Source organism: uncultured Methanobrevibacter sp. (assembly GCF_902774605.1).
Lineage (GTDB): Archaea > Methanobacteriota > Methanobacteria > Methanobacteriales > Methanobacteriaceae > Methanocatella.
On the sequence record NZ_CACYJE010000004.1, the window covers coordinates 42323 to 57111 of the forward strand.

The window sequence follows — 14789 nt, forward strand, 5'->3', positions numbered from 1 at the left end:
AAAATGAGCATAAAAAAAGTAGTTGTCGCCGGTGGAGGCGTACTTGGAAGCCAAATCGCTCTTCAAACCGCTTACTGTGGATTTGATGTAACAATCTGGCTTAGAAGTGAAGGATCAATTGAAAGAGCCAAACCTAAGCTTGAAAGATTCAAAAACATATATATTGAAACCCTAGAAGCAATGAAAACCGACCCAAGCGAGTATTGCAGAGGATTGGCAGCAAAAACCGACTTGAGCGAAGGCGAACTTGACGAGTTAAAGCAAAAGGCACAGGATGCATACGACAGCCTGACATTGACAACCAGCTATGAGGAAGCAGCCAAGGATGCTGATTTGATCATCGAGGCCATTGCTGAAAATCCAGAACAGAAAATTGCCTTCTACACAGAGCTTGCAAAATACATGGAAGAGAAAACAATTCTGGTGACAAATTCCTCAACATTGCTGCCGTCAATGTTTGCAGAACACACCGGAAGACCTGAAAAGTACCTTTCACTGCATTTTGCAAATACAATCTGGAAAAACAATACCGCCGAAGTGATGGGCCATCCTGGAACCGAACAGGAATACTATGATGAAGTGGTCAAGTTTGCCGAAGACATCAACATGATCCCGTTGCAGCTTAAAAAAGAGCAACCGGGCTACATCCTGAACTCCCTCTTGGTTCCGTTCCTAAGTGCCGCAGAAGCATTGCTTGCAAATGATGTTGCGGACCATGAAACCATCGATAAAACATGGATTTTAGCCACAGGAGCTCCTGCAGGACCATTCCATATCCTGGACATTGTGGGCTTAACCACAGCATACAACATCGTCATAATGAACCCTGAGGCACAGGACCCTGAAACCACTCCTGGAAAAATTGCTAAAATGCTTAAGGAAAAAATAGATGCCGGTGAAACAGGCATTAATGCTGGAAAAGGATTTTACGAATACTAAAATCCTTTTTTATTCTTTTTTTAAATTCAATTCGATTGATTTTAAGGTCAATTCATTGAATGTCTTCATGAAGTTCGCATCCAACTCATGCAAGCCCATTTTACTTTCCCATCCCTCATTGATTTCATAAAAGGTTGGAATGAATTTTTCCGCCTTCGGAGTTAACCTTAAAACATTGTGGCGCTTGTCCCTATCCGATTTCTCGCGGAAAACCCATCCATCGTTTTCAAGTTTTTTAATTGCCTTTGTGATCGCTCCCTTTGTCAAGTACAATCCATCAGACAAATCCTTTTGGTTTAGATTGCCGCTTTCATGTATCATTAAAATACATAATGCCTGGATTAGGCTTAAATCATATTTTGCAAGCTCATCGTTTAAGTATTTCTTATGATTCTTGTGAAAAATGAATAATATGTCCCCCAAACGGTTGGAATCATAGAAACCCATTGTCTTTTCAAATTTCATTATTCATATTTTGGTTTTACAGATATTTAATAGTTTTTTAGAAAAAATCAAATGAAAATATTTATATACCAAATATTACATATATAAAAAACGATATGAAATAAATTTCATTTCTTTCATTCATAATTTCAAGCATTTTATAATCTCCAAAATGTTTAAAAACATATTAAACTGGAAGTAAAAACACCATTACTTCCACAACCGCCATTTTTTAAAGATATTCCCCCAAACCTCATGGTTTTTAACAGAATTTGTTTACTAATTTTTACTTTTTTTATGCGACTATAATCTAAAAAGTTATTTTCAATAATTAATTTCAAGCATTATGCAAACAAAGAATGAACATTATAATAATAAATGCCCCAAATAATAAAAATGAAAATAAAAAGATTTATATAACATTAAAATATAACTAATAAACGATATGAAGTAATTTTCATATCTTACGATGAACATCAGTCAACCATTTAAAATCTCCAAAATGATTAATACATGTTCAAAAGGAAGTAGTAATGACAACTACTTCCAAACTCCCCCTATTTTTAAAATCAGACATCATCAAGAATGCTAGAATCTGCACCCGCAATCTCAACAAGATACTCCGCCTCGACAATATGCAACTTAGATGGAATCACAATGCAATGGAGAGGACCTCCAAAATCAAAATCAATCAGCTCGGAAATCTTGCCCGCCCGAACGACAACATCCTTTGAACCCACACGAGCAATACCCATAGCCAAGGTATCCTCACAAATCAATCCATCACGATCCAGGTCATCCTTAATATTCATAAGGTATTCCAAGCCTTGATTGACGGTCATGTAACGGTCCTTGTGAGCCTGAATGTCAAGCAACACCAAGGTATGCAAATCCATCCTAAGATTCTCCTCAATGGCCTCATAAGGAGATTTCGGATAGAAATTATAATCAGGAAACGGTATGGTAGTCACCTTACCGAACTTATACCCCTGAAGCCCTGAAATGGCCGGAGCCGATGACAAAATGGAAGACCCGTGAATGACCTCGAAATCAATCCCCTTTTTAGAGCACTGAACCAGAAAATCACTGTGAGTGGTTGCAATCAAAGGATCGCCTCCAGTAATCAATGCAACATCGCCATCTCGAGCCTCATCAATGAACTTATGTTCCTCCTCCACTTCACCTCGCACCAGAACTTCAATTTCCTGGCCAATCAATTCCTCAATGGCCTCAAAACTTGAACCAAATAATCTTGATGTGAAAAATTCGGCATAAATCTTATCCGCATTTCTTAAACATTCCAATCCCTTAAGAGAAATATCCTTCTCGTCAAATAATCCTAAGCCAACTAAATAAAACATAATACTATTTATAATAATTTAAACATAAAAAACTTTATGAAATGTGTAAAAGTTCCATTAAAAGAATTGAATGACACACGCATCAAGTTAATGGAAAAAGGATTAATGAATATGGAATATAGGATAAAGGCCAGTGACGATTATGGCTATATTCCAATCAATGATGACATTGACGATTATGAAATTGCAGACATTGACCTGGAGCCAATGAAGAAGGTTCCACACAATTTTTCAGAACTGCTCGAGGATGAACTAACAAGCACGGAGATTGAAAACCTCAGAACCTCATTCGACACCATCGGAGACATTGTCATTCTGGAAATCCCAGATGACCTGCAGGATAAAAAATTGCTGATAGGCGATGCTGCCCTCAAGTTCACAAAGAGAAAATCAATATACATGAAAAAAAGCGCAATCAAGGGAACAACCAGAGTCCGTGACCTGGAATTCCTAGCCGGAGAGGACGATTCGGTGACAATCCATAAGGAGCATGGCGCCAGATTGAAGCTGGATGTTCGTGAAGTCTACTTTTCCCCAAGACTTGCAACCGAACGCAAACGCGTGATGGAAAGCGTTAAAGAGGGTGAAAAAATCCTTGACATGTTTTGCGGCATTGGACCGTTCCCAATCGTCATTGCAAGAAACAAAAATGTGGAGATTGCCGCTGTGGACATTAACGAGTCCGCCATCAGGTACCTGGATGAGAACATTCGGATGAACAAGTTGAAAGGTTCCATCAAAACCTACTGCGGAGATGTTCGTGAAGTCAGCAAATCATTTAACTCAAAATTCGACCGCATAATAATGAATCTTCCAGGACTTGCATACACTTTCCTTGATGTTGCTGTTGATTTAATTGAAGATGGTGGAACAATCAATTATTATGAGTTTTCCGATTCATATGAACAGGGAATAAAACGATTGGAAAATGCATGCCATGAAGCCGGAAAGGAAGTTGAGATAATCAACACCCGCAAGGTGAAATCAACCAGCCCAGGAGAATGGCACGTGGCCATTGACGGAAAAATCAATATCCCCTAAGGCTTGTTCATATCCATCCTTAAATCAAACTTAGGAAAACGGGTTTGATTCAAGAACTTATTCATGTCCTTATCCAATTTCTTGGCCAAATCAATAACCAATTCCAGGAATTTCTCAAAATCCTCACTGGATTGACTTTCAAGACCATGAGCCAAAATGGAATTGTTCCGTTTAGAAGTCAAATTATTGATTTTGCTGCGATTCTCAACGAAAAACTTACCCAAATCATCATCCAACTCATTTAAAAGCAGATAATCCAATGCCAATCCAATCCGTATCTTGCCATCATCACGAGTTCGCTCCAAAAAGTCAATGAACCTTTCATCGACACCATGCTCGATTAGAATATTCAAATCAACATCGGATGACTTGATGTTATAATTGTACAATCTGATTTGTGCAATCAACTCGAATGCACGATACAAACGGGCTATGGCATCATCATACTTGTATTCCTCAGACCTTCTGATTGAATTGTTGATCAGGCTTGCAAGAATATAGCAGTTTTTCAGATTCTCAGATCTTGAATTGCAGATGTTGCCTAACGCCTTCAGGTTGAATTTAACATCCCTTTTTATTTCAGAAAGCTCAAAATGATTAAGGTCAACATTTCTCAAATAATCATAGGCCTTTTCAAATTCCATATTGTCCCATGAGGAATAAGCCTTGCACAGGTTTAACAATGAATCCTTATGGATATTCAAATCAACAATATAATTCAGGATATCAATGCAGGGCATGAAACGATTGGCATTGAAACTATTCCTAATCCTCAGCAAGGCAAACTTATCATATATCTTATAGAGATTCTGATAATTTATCAGTTCTGTGCCTGCAGACACTTCACCCTTGCTCCTGTCACCGCCAACGGAGATTAAAACCTTATTGTAGAACATTCCGCAACAGGCCATTGCAGCGGACATTGTCTTGGTTCCTGAAGTGTAATCCATTATGATTTTATTATTGCACTTTTTATCAAAATAGCCATATTCCCATATTTTGGACTCGAATACTTCAAAACATGCATTGAAGTTATCAATGGATTCGATCGGAACAATTTCATAATCCTCACCTTCAATGAACTCATCATTATCCATTTTAAAGAACTCTTCGACGAAAGGTATGGTGCGTCTTGATATTTCCGATGCAAAAAACACCACCTTATTCGGAAATATCTTATTGATGGTGGAATACAATTTCCGAGCGGAAATCCTTGACCCCTCATCAGGAGTGCCTGAGCTGACTCCAGTCCCAACTGTCATGAACAAAATTATCTCTTTTCTTTTCACAAAAATCACTTAATTAATGATTTGATTGAAATTCATTAAATAATTTTGATTATGAATGAAAAAAAGCACTGAAAAAAACTTTAAAATAAAAAAAAATAGTAATAAGAAACAGTATATGTTTCTTAACTAGAATTGGATTCTGTTTCCAGTCCAATCGTCATCATCATTGAATGCATTGAATTTCTTTTCGTCTTCAAGATACTGTTCCATGTCCCTATACAATTTAACCCTGAAGATATCCGGATAAGCAATGTACAGCATGTCTCCGTTAGCGCTGGTTTCCTTCATATAGGTTTCCTGGAAGTCAATGATGGAATCATCTTCCTTGTTGAAGTGATGAATCTCATTGGCACATAATATTTTGAAGTGTACGAAATCATCCTTTAATAACTCTTTAACCAAATCATCTATTAAAGGAGGAAAGTTTAATCCTTTATTTTCTTTAATCTCCATATATATCCACTCACATTATTATATTAACAATTTTTCAAATCCCTAAGTATTACAAGACTGTAACTTTTAATCAAAAATAGACTTTTGATTGAACTATATAGAAATTCTATTAAATGTTATATACTTATTTAAATTTTATTGCATAAATAGTTTTTACCACTAATCATCATTGCCTAAATCGGGTCAATTATGCCCTTTTCCGTAATGATTCCAGTGATCAAATCCTTTGGAGTTATGTCAAATGCAGGGTTTATTACTTCAGTTCCTTCAGGACAGATTCTGGCCCCTCCATAGTATCTCACTTCATCACCGTCTCTTTCTTCAATAACAGTGTCAAATATTGATATTTCATTGTCAAATGTGGAGTATGGTGCCGCCACGTAAAACGGTATGTCATGGCGTTTGGCCGCAAGAGCCACCATGAAAGATCCGACCTTGTTTACAACGCCTCCACGGGCAATCCTGTCTGCCCCAATAACCACCTTGTCGATTTTGCCCTGTGACATTAAAAATCCTGATGCGACATCGGGAATCAGCTTGACAGGAATGTTTTCCTGCTGCATTTCCCATACGCTCAAGCTTGCGCCCTGACCTCTTGGACGGGTTTCATCACATATGACATTGATGTTCTTGCCCGCATCCCTTGCGGCCCTGATCACTCCCAGTGCAGTTCCATAATCGACACATGCAAGAGCGCCGGCGTTACAATGGGTGAGTATTGTATCCCCGTCATCTATGACTTCCGCACCATATTTTCCGATGGCACGGTTTGTAGCCATGTCCTCTTCATACATCTTAAGAGCCTCTTTAAGTGCATCTTCACTGCCCAGTACCCTGTCAACTGCCCAGAACAAGTTGACTGCTGTTGGCCTTGCCGCTTTTATTTCCTCTGCAGCCAGGTTTAAGTCAACACCTTCAATATCCGCCAATGCCATTCCAAAAGCGGCAGACACTCCAATTGCCGGAGCGCCCCGTACGGTCATGTTCTTGATTGCTACGATAACATCCTGATAATTATCACAGTAAACGTAAGTCAATTCATCAGGAAGCTTTCTTTGATCAATGAGTTTTAATTTGTTGTCTTCCCATTCAAGTGTTTTCATCATGACACCTTGTTAAAAAAAAGTATAAAAAAATTTGAAAGCATAATTAAGCGTTAGTTTCTAATTTTTTTAATGTATAACAATACAATTAAAGGTTTAATAATTATGCTTCCCGTCTAATTTAATATCCAAAATTGGATTGATTAGAGATGTATCTTAAATACATCTAATTATTATTTTTTCAATTATCATTTATAAAGATTTATAAAAATATAAAAAATAAAGGTTTTTTTAGGCATGCCTAAAAATAATTATGCATTTTCAGTCATGATTGGCACAACCTGTTTTTTACGTGAAACCACACCTTCAAGCAAAACAGTGTTGTCAACCAATTCGACGCCGTAAGCCTTCTCAACAAGTCCTGCATCCTTACCGAGAGCAATGACCTGTGAATTGCTGTTTACGATGTCGGTGATTAAAAGCATGAAGAGATCCAATTCTTCATCTTCGATGATTTTGTTGATTCCAGCTTCCAAATCATCCTTCATGGCCATTACATCACTGATGTCTGCAGTGTTGACCTGATTCACAATGGATTTGACATCCTTGAAGTCAATCTGCTTTGCATCCAATGCCAAGATTTCATCGATAGTGAAACTGCTTAAATCAGTACCTGCCTTAAGCATTTCCAAACCATATTCTTCTGCATCAACCTCAGCGATTTTAGCGAGTTTTTCAACAGCCGCCTTATCGTCTTCAGTGGTGGTAGGGGATTTTAAAAGCAATGTATCTGATATGATTGCAGACAACATTAATGTAGCGATTTCTTTTGTGATTTCAACACCATTCTCCTCATACAATTTGCATAAAATGGTTTCAGTACATCCGACAGGTTCAAATCTTAAGAATAACGGATAGGAAGTCTCCAATGCTAGCTTATGATGGTCAACAACTTTTAGAATATTGGCATTTTCCAAATTATCAACTGATTCCGCTGGAGAGTTGTGGTCAACTAGAATAACATTTGCACCGTCTTCAACATCATCCAAAAGTTCCGGCGCATCGATGCCCAAATAATTTAAAATGAATTCAGTTTCCTTGTTGATGTTTCCTAATCTGTAAGCTTTTGCATCAGCATTGCCCAATTCGTTTTCCAAGTTTGCCATTACAATACTTGATGTTATTGTGTCACTATCAGGACTTTTATGTCCAAAAACATAAGTTTCTACCATATTATCTTTTTCCAAAAAATTTTTATAAAAATAACGATATTAAATATATCCTTTATGATATTTAATATTACTATTGAAAATATGAAATATGGCCAAAATTAAAAAAAAGTAATTTAGTAATGACTTTGTGGAGTCATTCCTAAATGATGATCTTCGCTTTTCTTACCAGGTATTCCGTAGGCATCCGCCCTGCATTGAGTGCATGCTCTAAATACCGGTATGATTTCTTCGACTTGCTCCCTGACGCTTTCCATCATTGAGCAGTCCGGACGTGAGTAATGTTTCATTTTTGCTAAAGGAATCAACGGCAACACGTTCATCAATGCAGCTCCGCGTTTCTTGACTTCCTTTGCAATTTCAACAATGTGCTCATCATTCAATCCTGGAATCAAGACGGAATTTACCTTGACAACCAATCCGTTGGCGGCTGCCTTTTCAACGCCGTCCAGCTGGTTTTGGATCAATATTTTTACAGCGTCATATCCCTTATATACTTTACCTTCGTATTTGATGAATGAATAAATGTCAACTGCAATGTCAGGGTCAATCGCATTGATTGTTACTGTAACGGAGTTCACTCCAAGCTCTGCCAGTTTATCTGCATATTTTGGAAGCAAAAGTCCATTTGTACTCATACATTTGATTAAGTCCGGCTGTTCGCCTGCAAGCTTTTCAAAGAACTCGAATGTTTCATCATTTGCAAGTGAATCCCCCGGTCCGGCAACACCAACTACTGAAATTGGACCTTCTGAGGTAACGTCGTTGATGTGGGTTATTGCATCATCAGGTTTCATGATGCATCCTGCAACACCTGGCCTGTCTTCCTCGTTGTTTATATCTCTTGTACAGAAGTTGCAAAAGATATTGCACTTTGGTGCTACTGGTACGTGTGCTCTTCCGACTTTATCATGCATTTTTTCATTGAAGCAAGGATGTGCTTTTGTTATGTGTGCAAATCTTGAACCGTTATGTTCGTTCATATACTACTCCTCCTTAAATATAACTCCTGTTAATTTGTATTAATACGAACAAATATATAAAGTTTTCTACATGCCCTTGTTCAACTCATCAATAAACTCATGAGCCTTTTCAATCCAAGCATCTTTAATTAACTCATCAGTAGCCACAACACAAACAATATCCTCAGTGGACAAATCTTTAATGTTCTTAAATCCTTCAGGCAATATTCTAAAGACTGCATCATAAATGCGCCTTTGCAAATTAGAATGAGGATCATCCACAACAACTGATTCCAATTCTGTGTAATCACCCTCGATTTCAAGCTGATACCTGTTAGGCTGATAGATTTCATCCCTTGAAAATTGCTTCCACAGCTGCTTCAAGATATTCGGAAGATAATTCTCATTATCAATCAAGATCATGGTTCTGCCATTAGCCTCATTATAAGTCAAGTCAGCAACATCCCCAAACAATACAACATTTGAAGTCTTTCTCATTTTAATAGATAAGACAAATACCGGATCATCAGGATTAACATAAGCCTTCAAATCATCCACAGAAGCTCCTAAAACCAAATCCTGAAAGATTTGCTTAATGATGATTTCATAAACTTCCGCACCACGCTCATCATAGCATTCAACTAACATCGAATCAATCCCTTCATAAATATTATTTATTATCCTGTCTGTGACCCATTCCTGACACTAAAAGAGCCGCACCCACAGCACCGATATGTTGTGAGTATTCAGGAACAATAACTTCAATTCCACCTAAAGTCTCACTTACCGCTTCAACAAGACCTGAAATCAAACTTGTTCCGCCCACCTGAATTAACGGTTCACGAATGTCAATTTCCTGAAGCTGCTGTTCATAAACCTGTTCAGACACGGAGTGACATGCCGCAGCAGCCACATCAGCCTTTGAACCTCCAGCAGCGAGTGTTGTAACAAGGTCCTGAATACCGAATACGATACAGTATGAGTTCAGCATTGCCCGTCTCCAGTCACCCTGCACAGCCAATGGACCAAGTTCAGTGATGTCCACATCCAAACGGCGGGAAGTCATGTCCAGGAATCTTCCGGATGCACCTGCACAGATACCACCCATAGTGAAGTTGTCAGGAATACCGTTGTTCACGGTAATGACCTTGTTGTCCATACCACCTATATCCAATACGGTAGCTTCTCCTTTCTGGCAATCCGCAAGATACACTGCGCCTTTAGCGTTAACGGACAATTCCTCTTGAATAAGTTCCGCACCGAATTCCTGACCCATGGTGAACCTACCGTAACCTGTGGTTCCGATACCGTCAAGGTCATCCCAATCATAATCGGTTTCGCCGAACGCTTCTGCAGCGGCGGTTTTTGCTGATTCGATAATGTCCTTGGTGGATGTCCAACCAGTTCCGATAACCTTATTGTTCTCCATCAGCACAGCCTTGGTAGTGGTTGAACCTGAGTCCAAACCAAGAGTGAGTCCTTCTTGTTTTTCACGAGCAAGAATGCTTCTACGTGTTACAGTAGTGGCCAACGCTTCCATACGGATGAACAGTTCATCCGCTTTTGTTCTTTCAGTGAATGAGTAGGTTACCACTGGAATACGAGTATTGTTTTGTATAAATCTTCTAACCTCGTTTCTGACCAGTGCCGCTTCAGCGCATCTGAAACATGTTGCGATGAACACTGCGTCAGGCTTGCATCTGCCTTCAACAATAGCCATGGCCCTTGCAATCATTAACTTTAAACTTGAACTTTGAGCTGAAAATCCAAATTTCTCATAAGATTCGTCAATGTAATCTAAATCAATTTCAGGAAGAATGATTTCAGCACCAAACTTGTTTGCTGCCTTTTCTATTTCTTTTTGAATTCCACTGTATTCTGTTCCGCATGAAACTAATGCAATCTTAACCATTATTCTTCCTCCTTAGTTTCTTCAAGTGAGTCTATAAAATCATTAATATCATTTACCATAACATAGGTTTCATCCTGATTTGTAGGGTATGTTACTTCCAGAACCGGAATATCCTTGTTTCTGAGCAAAAATATGGACAGTTCATTTGTTCTTGCACATCCGATACAACCGAAACCGTATGGGGCACCATCAACAACAATTGCAGCTTCAGCCTCATCTATAAGAGGGCCGATAATCGCCATCCTTCCACGAACACCGGATGGAACTTCAATAGCTGCGTATTTAAGACCCTTGATTGGGTCTTCTTCAGTAATGTTCATTGGCGGAGAATCAATCTCCGGGTCTTTGATTTTTTGTCTAATTTGTTTTTGTAAAACTAAAGGAGTGTGACCTTTCCTTTCAATTAAATCTGCCAAGATTAATGAGTTTGGAGGATAAATAGCTACTTTCACCATATTTTCACCTATTCTTTTTTATCTAAACATTCATTCATGATTTTTTCAAATTCATCAACATCAACCGGTTTTTTAGGCTCAATTTCAACGTCTTTGCGTTTTTCCAATGCATTAGCTACAAAACCAAGTATTCTGTACTCTTTTTCCATTTGATGGAAACCTTCCCTAGGACCGAATCTATGACCTCTGCATCTTCTAGGGTCACCTGGAGCGAATCCCCTTTCCTTTGTGAAAATGTGGTTCGGATCAAGCTTTCTGATTTCCTCAATTGCCTTGTATACATCCTCACTTTTTCCACTGACCATAGACCCATAGCATGTGTTCTTGATGGTGAGCGGCAAATCAAGCATGTGAAATGCGGTAACAATCTCCTGTTCGCTCACATGGGCTCCCGGCCCAATGAAAATCATACGAGTAATTACATCAGGGTCCCAATCTTCAGTACCTAAATCAGGACTCATGGTTAGATTCTGTGACATAGATTTCAACTCCCTCTTTTAATTCTTCAAGATACTCATAATCCGAAGTGATATCTCCAATTATATTTGTCGCTTCAAAACTTTCAGCGGTAGGTCCGTATTCCTCATTATCCTCAAATCTGATACCGATTAAACCTGCACTTTTTGAAGCCATGTTTGTGATACCTATTTGGCCTCTGATAACCTTATCGACAGGGTTATTTTCAGGAACCAATCCCTTGGCTAATTTTTTATCCCCCTCGAAAATTACAATATGCATGCCCGGCACGGAGAAATGGACTTTTATTTTACCGATAGGGTTTTCTAAAAGTCCTGAAAGATACTTGAAGTACCTTACAGATCTAGGAGCATTATCCACAAACTTAATTGTGCATAAATCCTCTTTCTTAACCGCCTTAGTGATTACTTGACCTTCTTTCAATATATCAATTGTATGTTTTGGAATTTGTTCGACAATAATTGCATCATCATCAATTAACCCATCAATCATGTGCTCTACGCCAGCTGCAGACAACATTTCTGTAGCTTCTTTTTGAGTCTTGTTCAATAGCATTAGCCTTTGCTGTTCCGCCTTCACGGTAATGAAATCGTTTTCCTTTGCAATGTCAATTATTTCCATACCGTTCACGATATGACCGACAGTAGTGTGATTAGGTGTTAAAACCCTGTTTTCACGGTATATGAATAATCTTCCAACACCCACACCATCGTTCCTGACGGTTATCGTACCCCTGTTCCTTAAGGTAGTGTTCTCTTTTGGCTTATCGATTCCGGCAAGGTCATAAAAACCAATGAATGATTCACTGTCATATGACACCTTGATCCTGCCATCCTTAATAAGGGAAAACAAGTGTTCGACGCAAGTCGGTGAGTCCTCGTCAATGTCAAAGGAAATGTAGGTGAACAGTTCATTGCCTTCCTCGAGAACAGTGCTTAAGTCTGACACTGAAGCACTATCTGTAGTGGTGCTTCTTTCGATGATTGGCTCAATACCGGTCACCCTATCATCGTCAGTCAATTCGTTCAATGTCTTTTTACCACCAATTATTCGGGCAAAGATACCCTTGTTATATGGAGGCACACTGTAAACGTTGGTAGTGTTCTCTTTAAGCATTATCATATGAGTTGACTCATTACTAAAACTAGATAAACTTAAAACAACATCACCCTCAAAATATTTATATTCATCGGATGTGGGCTCCAAATCAGTTACGATTGGACCGATCGCCACCTCTGTAGGTGTGGACCAGCGAATGTCCAAATCAACGAATTCCTCATGCTGATTTTTCCACACATCAACAAGAGGCCTTGCCTCTTCAGACTCATCCAACTGTATGATTATTGAACCCTTGTTTGTTTTAATTCTATACTTGCTAATATTCTTCTCCAGTTCTTTCTTACCTTTTATTAAGCAAATAATACTTCCAGGAGTATAAGGTGCGTTTGTTTCATCAATTACATCTTGAATTGTTGAAGCATCAGGCACTTCTATTTCTTCTCCATTAATTTTAATTAACATACAATCTCCAATAAGAATTTTTAATATTATATATATTTGAAGTTATCATATAAAATAATTATTTATTTGAATTTGAAAAATTATATTAACACAATGTTATAACATTACTAATAAAGGGAGGGAAACTTATGAAGATTACAAGAAGACATGCAATTTCTTTTCTAATCATAATTCTTATTGCAGTCAGCGCGCTGTCAGTAGCCAGCGCATATACTGGAACCGGCTTTACGCACAGCATTCCTGCATCAAAATACCGTGACATGTCTGCATCAGACATTCTGAGCAACTACCACAAGACAGACTGTCACGTGGAAGAAAAGGGAGTGTGCACAAAGGTGGTTGACGGAGATACTATCTATCTGGACAATGGCGAAAAAATCAGGTTCGTGGGAGTCAACACTCCTGAAAGGGGAGTTGAGGGATACATCACATCCAAGAACTTCGTGCAGAAACTATGCCTGAACAAGGAGGTTGGAATCGATGTCGATGACTCCAAGCACTCCGACCGCTACGGCCGTACCCTTGGAGTGGTTATCGTCAACGGCAAGAACGTTAACGAAATGCTTTTAAAAGAAGGATTGGCAGAGGTAATGTACATGCCTCCAAGCGAATTCTACCCTTACGATTGGGCTGACAGTTCAACACACGTCCCAAATTCACAGAACACCTACATCCACACTTCAGATAAAACAAGCAGCGATTCCGGAAATTATGTTGCCAACTCCAATACCGGAAAATTCCATGAAGTGAGCTGCAGATGGGGTCAGAAAATATCAGACCACAATAAAGTAACCTTTGACAGCAGAAATGAAGCGATAAGTCAAGGATATCAACCGTGCAAGGTTTGCAATCCTTAACTTTTTTTATTTTTTTATTATTTATATTTTAATAGTTCAATATCCCTTTCGAACTTATCCAAATCATTCGGAGTATCCACGATATTGGAGTACAGCATTCCCAGGGAATAATTACCAATACTTTCAAGAATTGGGATTATGACAGCAAAATAAATTATGAAACCGACGTATGGAATGGCCATCACAGTTGATGAAATCGCTGAAACTGCAATCACCAGTATCGCCATCACGACCAGCCACTTGACAATATTAACTATTCCAATGTTTTTGATGTCAATGATGACCTTATGGACTTTCAATGCCTCAGGCAGGCTGTTGAGATAAGCCAGTCTGGCCTTTGCAAAAAACAGCAGGAATTCGAATATCAAATAGGTGATCACTATCACCAGAAGCATCAAGCCTAGAGTGGCTAGAAAGTTAGGGATTTTAAAGTCAAAAAGAAGATCACCCGCTGATGAGCCTAACGTGGATATGGAAATGAAAAATATTACGGTCGGAACGAGCATATAAACAATTCTCAGGGCAAGCACCCTGATGGAATCGTAAATTCGGTTTCCCAAACTCAATGAGGGAAACAGGGAAGATTCAATCGAACCGTTCCTAACCATGCCCAGCATATATCCCGGCACGATTAAAATGAATATGAAAAATGCGACCACTCCAATCATCACAAGATAATTGTTGTCCAATAGCTTGCCGATTGGAATGATGACTATCAAAAGGAAAAGGACAAACATTATCGGTAATTTAGCGATGTTTCTGAATGGATATTTCACTGAATATGAAATGATTTTCGACAATTCCAT

General features: G+C 38.7%; 16 protein-coding genes. 3 read left to right on the forward strand and 13 right to left on the reverse strand.

From position 1 onward, the window contains the following. Positions 1-3 precede the first annotated feature (3 nt). Positions 4-939, forward strand: coding sequence for a 3-hydroxyacyl-CoA dehydrogenase (locus QZU77_RS01755; RefSeq protein ID WP_295599097.1), 936 nt, complete (start codon positions 4-6; stop codon positions 937-939). Between the two features lie 9 nt (positions 940-948). On the opposite strand, the gene QZU77_RS01760 is transcribed toward QZU77_RS01755, so the two are convergent. Together QZU77_RS01760 and dph5 are read right to left on the reverse strand one after the other, a co-directional pair. Continuing rightward, positions 949-1404, reverse strand: a complete 456-nt coding sequence (locus QZU77_RS01760) for a MarR family winged helix-turn-helix transcriptional regulator (protein ID WP_295599100.1) — start codon at positions 1402-1404, stop codon at positions 949-951. A 548-nt stretch (positions 1405-1952) separates the two neighbouring features. After that, positions 1953-2744 (reverse strand): diphthine synthase, encoded by a 792-nt coding sequence (gene dph5 / locus QZU77_RS01765; RefSeq protein WP_295599103.1) that lies wholly within the window; start codon positions 2742-2744, stop codon positions 1953-1955. 36 nt (positions 2745-2780) lie between these two features. Here dph5 and QZU77_RS01770 point away from each other — a divergent pair, with 36 nt between their 5' ends. After that, positions 2781-3785, forward strand: coding sequence for a class I SAM-dependent methyltransferase family protein (locus tag QZU77_RS01770; protein WP_295599106.1), 1005 nt, complete (start codon positions 2781-2783; stop codon positions 3783-3785). Here the strand turns inward: QZU77_RS01770 and QZU77_RS01775 are convergent. The 10 genes from QZU77_RS01775 to QZU77_RS01820 all read right to left on the reverse strand — a co-directional run bounded on the left by QZU77_RS01775 (position 3782) and on the right by QZU77_RS01820 (position 13126). After that, positions 3782-5047, reverse strand: coding sequence for a TIGR02710 family CRISPR-associated CARF protein (locus QZU77_RS01775; RefSeq protein WP_295599110.1), 1266 nt, complete (start codon positions 5045-5047; stop codon positions 3782-3784). The genes QZU77_RS01770 and QZU77_RS01775 overlap by 4 nt on opposite strands. Positions 5048-5200: 153 nt before the next feature. Further along, positions 5201-5527 carry a hypothetical protein gene (locus QZU77_RS01780; protein ID WP_295599113.1) on the reverse strand — a complete coding sequence of 109 codons (327 nt, stop codon included), beginning with the start codon at positions 5525-5527 and terminating at the stop codon, positions 5201-5203. A gap of 173 nt (positions 5528-5700) precedes the next feature. Next, a complete protein-coding gene (mtnA, locus tag QZU77_RS01785; protein WP_295599115.1) occupies positions 5701-6630 on the reverse strand; it encodes an S-methyl-5-thioribose-1-phosphate isomerase in 930 nt (309 codons plus the stop codon). Between the two features lie 251 nt (positions 6631-6881). Next, positions 6882-7802: a manganese-dependent inorganic pyrophosphatase gene (locus QZU77_RS01790; protein ID WP_295599118.1), complete on the reverse strand. Its 921-nt coding sequence runs from the start codon at positions 7800-7802 to the stop codon at positions 6882-6884. 113 nt (positions 7803-7915) lie between these two features. Then, complete coding sequence (locus QZU77_RS01795; protein ID WP_295599120.1) at positions 7916-8782, reverse strand: radical SAM protein; 867 nt, start codon at positions 8780-8782, stop codon at positions 7916-7918. 66 nt (positions 8783-8848) lie between these two features. Then, positions 8849-9409 (reverse strand): methanogenesis marker 17 protein, encoded by a 561-nt coding sequence (locus QZU77_RS01800; RefSeq protein ID WP_295599123.1) that lies wholly within the window; start codon positions 9407-9409, stop codon positions 8849-8851. A gap of 22 nt (positions 9410-9431) precedes the next feature. Continuing rightward, positions 9432-10673, reverse strand: coding sequence for a methanogenesis marker 15 protein (locus QZU77_RS01805; RefSeq protein ID WP_295599126.1), 1242 nt, complete (start codon positions 10671-10673; stop codon positions 9432-9434). Next, positions 10673-11128 (reverse strand): methanogenesis marker 5 protein, encoded by a 456-nt coding sequence (locus QZU77_RS01810; protein WP_295599129.1) that lies wholly within the window; start codon positions 11126-11128, stop codon positions 10673-10675. Before QZU77_RS01810 ends, QZU77_RS01805 begins: the two co-directional genes overlap by 1 nt. 8 nt (positions 11129-11136) lie before the next feature. Beyond that, positions 11137-11607, reverse strand: a complete 471-nt coding sequence (locus tag QZU77_RS01815; protein ID WP_295599132.1) for a methanogenesis marker 6 protein — start codon at positions 11605-11607, stop codon at positions 11137-11139. Continuing rightward, the gene (locus QZU77_RS01820) at positions 11579-13126 is read right to left on the reverse strand and encodes a methanogenesis marker 3 protein (RefSeq protein WP_295599134.1); all 1548 of its coding nucleotides are present in this window, start codon (positions 13124-13126) and stop codon (positions 11579-11581) included. The genes QZU77_RS01815 and QZU77_RS01820 overlap by 29 nt, the downstream gene beginning before the upstream one ends. 128 nt (positions 13127-13254) lie before the next feature. Here QZU77_RS01820 and QZU77_RS01825 point away from each other — a divergent pair, with 128 nt between their 5' ends. Further along, positions 13255-13983, forward strand: coding sequence for a thermonuclease family protein (locus tag QZU77_RS01825; RefSeq protein WP_295599137.1), 729 nt, complete (start codon positions 13255-13257; stop codon positions 13981-13983). Positions 13984-14000: 17 nt separating this feature from the next. On the opposite strand, the gene QZU77_RS01830 is transcribed toward QZU77_RS01825, so the two are convergent. Continuing rightward, positions 14001-14789, reverse strand: a complete 789-nt coding sequence (locus QZU77_RS01830) for a DUF4013 domain-containing protein (RefSeq protein ID WP_295599140.1) — start codon at positions 14787-14789, stop codon at positions 14001-14003.